The sequence below is a fragment of the Streptomyces sp. NPDC030840 genome (assembly GCF_055572015.1).
In genome coordinates, this window is sequence record NZ_JBVIEE010000008.1 from 358,014 (window position 1) to 365,252 (window position 7,239).

Here is a 7,239-nt window from a genome sequence, read left to right on the forward strand (position 1 = left end):
CATGGCCGCCCTCACCGCCCCCGCGCCGGCCCGCCCGCGTAAGCTGCTGGCATCGCGCCGCACCCGGGTAGGGGTCCTCTACGCCCTGCCGGTCGTGGTCTACCTGCTGGTGCTGTTCGTCTACCCGATCTTCAGCACCCTGCTACTCAGCCTGAAGGACGCCGACGGCGCGTTCACCCTGCACTGGTACGCCGACGCGCTGACCGGCGTCAACCTCTCCGTGCTGATCACCACGCTGCGGATCTCCGCAGAAACAGCCGTGCTGAGCCTGGTCTTCGGCTTTGTCCTGGCAAACGCCATCACCCGGCTCAAACCCATCCTGGCGGGCCTGGCCATGCTGGTCGTCGTCGTGCCGCACTTCATCAGTGCCCTGGTGCGTACCTACGGCTGGATCATCATGCTCGGCGACAAGGGCATAGTGAACGAGTTGGTACCGGGCGGGCCGTTCCAGCTGCTCTACAACGAGCTCGGCGTGGTGATCGGCACCACCTCGATGATGCTGCCGTACACGGTGCTGTTGCTGTACGGGGTGATGCGCGGGGTGGACCGCAGGCTGCTGGCTGCCGCGGCCAGCATGGGCGCCGGCCGGGTGACGATCTTCTGCCGGGTGTATCTGCCGCTGGTGGCCCCGGGCCTGGCCAGTGCCGGACTGCTCAGCTTCATCCTGTCGCTGGGCTACTACATCACCCCGGCCCTGATGGGCGGACCCCACCAGACGATGATCGCCACCCTCATCAACCAGCAGGTCACCAAGGAGAACCAGTGGAACGGCGCCGCCGCACAGGGCGTCATCCTGCTGGTCCTCACCCTGGCCGGACTGCTGCTGGTCAAGGCCGTCAGCTCCCTGGGCGCCAGCCGTAGGAAGAGGAACGCGTCATGATGGAGCTGCGCAGCACACTGGTCGGGCGGATCGTCCTGACGGCGGTGGCCACCGTGATCCTGCTGTTCCTGGCGCTGCCAATCGTCGTCATCCTCGTCACCTCCTTCAGCAACAACGCCTTCGCCTCCTTCCCGCCCGAGGCGTGGACGCTGAACTGGTACAAGGCCCTGTTCGCCGACGGCAGCAAATGGCCCGCCGCACTCTCCCTGAGCGCCCTGATCGCCGCCCTGAGCACCGTGTTCTCCCTGATCATCGGCGTGACCGCGGCCACCGCTCTGGTCCGCAGCCAACTCCCGCTGCGGTCGGCGGTGTTCGCCCTGGTCCTCGGCCCGCTGGTGATCCCGCAGATCGTCACCGCGCTGGGTCTGTTCCTGTTCTTCGAGCCGGTCGCGATGCTGGGCAGCCCGATCGCCATCGCCCTGGGTCACACCGTGCTGGCCTCACCGATCGCGGTGCTGATCCTGATCGCGACGCTGCGTGGCATCGACGAACGCCTGGAGGACGCAGCGGCCAGCATGGGTGCGGGCCGGCTGACGATCGCCCGGAAGATCACCTTCCCTCTGGCGGCGCCGGGCATGATCGCGGCGGCGATCTTCTCCTTCATCACCAGCTTCGACGAGTTCTACATCTCCCAGTTCCTCTCCTCGGTCGACACCGTCACCCTGCCGGTGCGGGTCTACAACTCCCTCACCTTCGAGATCGACCCCAGCGTCACCGCGGTCAGCGCGCTGCTCACCGCCTTCGCCATCCTCGCCCTGGGCCTGGTGGCCCTGGTGCGCTGGCTCGGCTCCGGACGACAGGAATCCCTGCTCTCGGTCGAGAACACGGTCGGCGTCGCCAACCCGGGAGGCGAGGCCGTATGACCACCGCCGCCGCCACCGCTCAGCGGCACCTGCTGTACATGACCGCCAACGGCTCGCTAAGCCCCGAGGGCGAGGATCTCCTCGTCGTCCAGCGAGGGGAGAGCCCGTACATCGACGACGCCGACGGCAGGCGCTACATCGACGGCCTGTGGGGGCCGGCCCGCGTCGGCCTGGTCGTCGACCTGATCCCGCGCCGACTGCGCGAGACCGGCCTCCTCGTCCGCGTCTGCAACTGTTCCGTGCCGCTGATCGGATCGAGCCCCCGCTGATCAGCGACCGCAGCCCCGTCGCCGGGCTCCTGGTGGTGCCCGGCCGCGCCCCGCCCTCCTTCGAAACTCCCCGCTAAGGACACCGAAATGAAGACGATTCCCTACTGGATAGAAACCGCTGGGGCGTTTCCCGACCGGTCCGGCAAGCCGCTGACCGAGGACACCGACCTGGTGGTCGTCGGCGCTGGCCTGACGGGTCTGTCCACCGCCCTGCACTCCGCCCGCAAGGGTGCCCGTGTCACCCTCGTCGAGAAGGGCCAGATCGGCTCCGGTGCCTCCGCCCGCAACGGCGGCATGGCCAACCTGGGCTTCACCATCGGCGTGGGTCAGGCCATCCGCCGGTACGGCCTGGAGCTGGCCCGTGAGATCTACAACTCCTACGGCGAGGCCGTGGACACCGTCGAGCGGCTCGTGAACGAGGAGTCCATCGACTGCCAGTTCCGTCGCGTCGGGCGCCTGGGCCTCGCGTCCCGCCCCTCGCACTTCGAGAGCAAGAAGGCGCAGCAGCGCGACCTGGCGAAGTACTTCGGACATAAGACGACTCTGATCGGCAAGTCCGAGCTGCGTTCCGAGATCGGATCCGATGCCTACCACGGCGGGCTGCTCGACCCGTTCAGCGCCGCCCTGCACGTGGGCCGCTTCGTGCGCGGGATGGCCGAGGCGTGCGAGCGCACCGGTGTCGAGATCCACGAGCGCAACGCGGCCATCGGCGTGCGGCGTACCGCCACCGGCCGTTTCGAGGTGCAGACCGAGCGCGGTGTCATCCGTGCCGGGCAGGTCATGATGGCCACCGACGCCTACACCGACAAGAACTTCCCGTGGCTGCGCCGCCAGCAGGTCTGCGTGGGCAGCTTCATCATCGTCACCGAACCGCTGGGCGAGGAGCTCGCCAGGGACATCATCCCCAAGGCCCGCCTCCTCGTCGACTCCAACAAGGTCTGCCACTACTTCCGGCTCACCCCGGACAACCGGCTGCTGTTCGGCGGACGCGCCCGCTTCGCGCCGTCCGACCCCACCTCGGACAAGAAGAGCGGACAGGTCCTGTTCCGTGACATGTGCGCGATCTTCCCCCAGCTCTCCCGCACGAAGATCGAGTACGTGTGGGGCGGCTCCGTCGGCTTCGCCATGGACCGCATCGTGCACGCCGGGCAGACCGAGGACGGCGTCTACTACTCGATGGGCTACTCCGGCCACGGCGTGCAGATGGCCACCCACATGGGGCAGGTCATGGCCGAGGTGATGGATGGGCACCCCGAGGTCAGCCCCGTCCGCGACATCGCCCCGCCCCGCATCCCCCTCTACAACGGCACTGCCTGGTTCCTGCCCTTCGCGGGCGCCTACTACAAGACGCTGGACCGCATCCGCTGACCGGTCGACAGCCTGCCTGGGCAGCACCGGAAGCCAAGGAGGTCCTCGCCGCCGACCGCGCGTGGCCCAACTGCTCAGTGAAGGGCCTGTTGCCCGCCGAGAGACTCACCGACCTACTGCGCGCCGTGACCGTGGAGCGCAGCCGTCAGGCCCTGGTCCCTTTCGCATCGCTCCCGAAACCAATAGAGGAAAAAAGCATGTCGCTCCTGAAGACCATCGACACCGATCCCTCCTTCGCACCCAAGGAGTCCGGTCCGCTGCCGGAACGCCTGATCTCCGGCGACCCGACTTACAAGACCTGGGCCCAGGACACCGCCCGTGACGGAACGATCAACACGGGTGTCTGGGAAGCCACGCCCGGCGAGACGCGCTCGATCAAGGGCGAGACCTTCGAGTTCTGCCACATCCTTTCCGGCGTCGTCGAACTCACGCCGGAAGGTGGTGAGCCGGTGATCTACAAGGCAGGCGACAGCTTTGTCATGAAGCCGGGCTACGTCGGTGTCTGGAAGACCATCGAAACCGTGCGCAAGATCTACCTGACCGTGTCGTAACGCCGATGCCGCAGGGCACGATCGGCGTCGGGACCTCTCGCGAGGGCAACCTGCCCAGTAGACACATGTCCTCGATGCCCTTGGGACCGCGCTGTGGCAGAAATGCGGCTCAGCGACGGGGTATGTGGCGATGGGACCGGCGGCTGCCGCCCGGTCCCATCCGTACTGCTCGGCGTCGCGGCGTGGAAGTCAGGCGGGCGCACGGAGAGGCCCAGATCGAAGAGGCCCTCCGTGCGTCCGCGGCCGGCAGGCGGTGGGTGGCGAAGCGCACCGCCGGTTCTCCAGCGCCTCGCGCAGGCGGCAGCGGAACGTGGCGGCCGGCTCGACGGCATGGTCCGGCCGAGCGTGCGAGGCACCGTAAGGGCAATGGTGCGCACCACACAGAAAGCCACCGGCAGCTTCGATCCTGTTGATCTCACTGCACGGGATCGCTCTGCGACTGACAAGCGTGGAGAGCTGCATCCGATCAGGCGCGAGAAGCGTTCGGCCCTATCCGCGGTTGACCATGGAGAAGAGCGAAGCCAGCCGAATCCTGGTCGGCCAGCCGGTCAGGTCGCGCAGGCCGGTCAACTCGGCGACCTGGTAAGAAACCATGTTGCCGCGGGTCCCTTGATCTCGTGGACCTTGCCGTCCTGCCGCACGCGGCCGTCCACACCTTCGCCGGCTGCAGAGCGATGGCCTGCTCGTCCGTGGCGTTGACGGCCCAGCCGGTCACCCAGCGCACCCGGCGCCGGCTCGGGGACAGCTGTTGGAGATGAGGCCAACCGACGGAATGCGCTGACCTGGTGAAACGCAGCCACTGCCAGGTGACGATCCCGCGTGGAGGTGTGGAGATTCCCGCTGAACCGCCGTACGCCGACGTCGTCGGTACGGGCCGGTTCCCAGATGGGGAACCGGCCGGTGGCGAAGACTTCGAGTGTGATGAGGAACACCGTGAAGGGCGCCGGGATGTGACTGAGCGGAATAGTTGTCACCTGGGCGCGGTATCCGTCATCTGTGGCTGGCAGCCAGGTCTCGCGCGGGGTACTTCATCATGCCGCGGTGGGTTCTGGTGGGCAGCAGCGCCTGTGCGCCGCCTTCCGTGGGGCAGCCAGGCTCGTCCACGAGGCGAAGAGCGGGCTACCGCACAGGTGAGGCGTCGAGCAACGCGAGGGCGTTGTGGACGCCCTGGTCGAGGACGTCGTCCGCGAGCTTGGGGTCGGCCAGGGCGCGGGAGAGTTGCAGCGTCCCGACCATCATGGCGAAGACGCTGAGCGCCTGCGCGCGTGCCGAGGGCGGGTTGTCGGGTGCCAGGCGGGCTGCGATGTCGTCGATAACGGCCAGCATGCCCCCGGTGAACGCCTGCTTGGTCGCGTCCGTGCAGCGTCCGATCTCGTCGAGCAGGGCGGCGGTGGGGCAGCCGTTCTCGGGGTCGTCGCGGTGTCCGGGGGACAGGTACGCGCGGACGAACTGTTCGAGCCCGGCGCGGCCATGCGCCAGCGTTTCAAGGCTGGCGTTCTGCATGCCCAACTGGTCGGCGACGGCATTCGCGACGAGGTCCTCCTTGGAGGCGAAGTGGGCGTAGAAGGCGCCGTTGGTCAGGCCCGCGTCCGCCATGAGCGTTGATATCCCTGAACCGTCGATGCCGTCCTTCTTGAACCGGCGGCCGGCCGCGTCGATGATCCGCTGCCGCGTCGCCTGCTTGTGGTCTTTCGTGTAGCGCGCCACGCACTCCTCCTCGTCGCTCCGGCCAGGAGGCCGCTTGCCGCCTGCCGACTCCCATCCTAGAGTAATTGCATTACGGTCATAATCCAATCACTGAGGAGGCCCAAGCATGACCACAAACCGGCCGGTAGCACTCGTGACCGGAGCATCGTCAGGCATCGGCAAGGCGGCCGCGCTCGCGCTCGTCGACGCAGGATTCGAGGTCGTCGGAACGAGCCGCCGAGCCTCCGGGGATGCCCGCCGCGACGGCGTGACGTTCCTCGACCTCGACGTGGCCAGCGACACCTCGGTCGCCCGCGCGGTCGACCGCGTGATCGAGAAGTTCGGGCGGATCGACGTCCTGGTCAACAACGCCGGCATCGGCTCCGCCGGCGCCGGCGAGGAACGCTCCCTTGCCCAGGACCAGCAGCTGTTCGACATCAACGTCTTCGGCCTGATCCGCATGACCAAGGCCGTCCTGCCACACATGCGCGCCCAAGGCCGCGGCCGGATCATCAACATCTCGTCCGTCCTCGGGTTCGTCCCCGCGCCGTACATGGCCGCCTACGCCGCGTCCAAGCACGCGGTCGAGGGCTACTCCGAGTCCATGGACCACGAGGTCCGCCAGCACGGCGTCCGCGTGCTGCTCGTCGAGCCCGCCGTGACCAGGACGGCGTTCGAGGCGAACTCCCCGAAGCCCGCCATGCCTCTGCCGGTCTACGAGCAGCAGCGGCAGGTCTTCGAGCACCTGATGGGCGCGGCGATGAAGGACGGCGACGATCCCGCCACCGTCGCCAAGGCGATCGTCGCTGCGGCGACCGACCCGAAGCCGAGGCTGCGCTACCCCGCCGGGCCGACCGCCGGACGCGTCAGCGCCCTCCGCCGCCTCGTCCCCTCCCGAGCCTTCGACCGGCAGATCCGCAAGCTCAACCAGCTGCCTACCTGACCGACACCCCCATCCCCAACACTACTGGAGTTGCTCGGCCTCCAAGATGTTCGTCGCACCGAGCATGATTGCGCGGGCCAGCTGAACCAGTCCCGTGCGCCGGTCCCGCCAACCCGGACCGGTGTGGCAACGCCGCATTCAGGGCAGTGGCCAAGGCCGACGCGGTCGGCAACCTTCCGTAGCAGCACCACGCCCGCGTGGCCGATCAGGTTCTTGCCGTCGGCCCGCACGGCAAGCTGCCAGTCGGTACTCTTCGCCCGTCGGGTGCCTCTTCCTCGCGGTTTTCTGGATCTAGGCAGTCCAGATCACCGCAGGTGGGAGGCAACCTTCTGCTGTCAGGGCGTCAGACGATGGTTTCAGCTGAATCCTTGAGGCTGATGCTACGGACAGTCAGGTGCGCCCCATCCACCGATCTGACAATTACTCCGGCTGCGCCGCTGCCGGGAGTCGCGCTCGGTACGCAAGGCGGTCATAGGACCACGTCGGTGATGTGGTTGATGCAGACGACCTTGGGCTGGGTCATCTCCTCGAAGGCGAAGCGCACGCCTTCGCGGCCCATGCTGCCGTACTTGTAGCCGCCGAAGGGCATGGCGTCGAAGCGGTAGTCGGACGAGTCGTTGATCATGACGCCGCCGGCTTCCAGCAGCCGGGCCGCGGTCAGGGCGCGGTCCAGGCGTGA

Annotated in this window: 8 protein-coding genes; 6 read left to right on the forward strand and 2 right to left on the reverse strand. The window is 67.8% G+C overall.

The window, feature by feature from the left end:
• The first annotated feature begins 1 nt into the window (after position 1).
• The 5 genes from ACZ49J_RS20430 to ACZ49J_RS20450 all read left to right on the forward strand — a co-directional run bounded on the left by ACZ49J_RS20430 (position 2) and on the right by ACZ49J_RS20450 (position 3,931).
• Positions 2-880: an ABC transporter permease gene (locus ACZ49J_RS20430; RefSeq protein WP_467449735.1), complete on the forward strand. Its 879-nt coding sequence runs from the start codon at positions 2-4 to the stop codon at positions 878-880.
• Positions 877-1,743: an ABC transporter permease gene (locus tag ACZ49J_RS20435; protein WP_467449736.1), complete on the forward strand. Its 867-nt coding sequence runs from the start codon at positions 877-879 to the stop codon at positions 1,741-1,743. The genes ACZ49J_RS20430 and ACZ49J_RS20435 overlap by 4 nt, the downstream gene beginning before the upstream one ends.
• On the forward strand, positions 1,740-2,012 hold the full coding sequence (locus ACZ49J_RS20440; protein ID WP_467449737.1) for a hypothetical protein: 273 nt from the start codon (positions 1,740-1,742) through the stop codon (positions 2,010-2,012). The genes ACZ49J_RS20435 and ACZ49J_RS20440 overlap by 4 nt, the downstream gene beginning before the upstream one ends.
• A gap of 87 nt (positions 2,013-2,099) precedes the next feature.
• Positions 2,100-3,380, forward strand: a complete 1,281-nt coding sequence (locus ACZ49J_RS20445; protein ID WP_467449738.1) for an NAD(P)/FAD-dependent oxidoreductase — start codon at positions 2,100-2,102, stop codon at positions 3,378-3,380.
• A gap of 197 nt (positions 3,381-3,577) precedes the next feature.
• Positions 3,578-3,931, forward strand: coding sequence for a cupin domain-containing protein (locus ACZ49J_RS20450; protein WP_467449739.1), 354 nt, complete (start codon positions 3,578-3,580; stop codon positions 3,929-3,931).
• A gap of 1,119 nt (positions 3,932-5,050) precedes the next feature.
• On the opposite strand, the gene ACZ49J_RS20455 is transcribed toward ACZ49J_RS20450, so the two are convergent.
• On the reverse strand, positions 5,051-5,638 hold the full coding sequence (locus tag ACZ49J_RS20455; protein ID WP_467449740.1) for a TetR/AcrR family transcriptional regulator: 588 nt from the start codon (positions 5,636-5,638) through the stop codon (positions 5,051-5,053).
• A gap of 106 nt (positions 5,639-5,744) precedes the next feature.
• Between ACZ49J_RS20455 and ACZ49J_RS20460 the strand changes: the two genes are divergently transcribed.
• Positions 5,745-6,560, forward strand: a complete 816-nt coding sequence (locus tag ACZ49J_RS20460; RefSeq protein ID WP_467449742.1) for an oxidoreductase — start codon at positions 5,745-5,747, stop codon at positions 6,558-6,560.
• Positions 6,561-7,029: 469 nt separating this feature from the next.
• Here the strand turns inward: ACZ49J_RS20460 and ACZ49J_RS20465 are convergent.
• Positions 7,030-7,239, reverse strand: a 210-nt coding sequence (locus ACZ49J_RS20465) for an aldehyde dehydrogenase family protein (protein WP_467449743.1), incomplete at its 5' end; no start/stop codon positions are given.

Coding starts and splice junctions, on each gene's coding strand:
- ACZ49J_RS20430 (WP_467449735.1), top strand. CDS start 2: ATGGCCGCCCTCACCGCCCCCGCGCCGGCCCGCCCGCGTAAGCTGCTG.
- ACZ49J_RS20435 (WP_467449736.1), top strand. CDS start 877: ATGATGGAGCTGCGCAGCACACTGGTCGGGCGGATCGTCCTGACGGCG.
- ACZ49J_RS20440 (WP_467449737.1), top strand. CDS start 1,740: ATGACCACCGCCGCCGCCACCGCTCAGCGGCACCTGCTGTACATGACC.
- ACZ49J_RS20445 (WP_467449738.1), top strand. CDS start 2,100: ATGAAGACGATTCCCTACTGGATAGAAACCGCTGGGGCGTTTCCCGAC.
- ACZ49J_RS20450 (WP_467449739.1), top strand. CDS start 3,578: ATGTCGCTCCTGAAGACCATCGACACCGATCCCTCCTTCGCACCCAAG.
- ACZ49J_RS20460 (WP_467449742.1), top strand. CDS start 5,745: ATGACCACAAACCGGCCGGTAGCACTCGTGACCGGAGCATCGTCAGGC.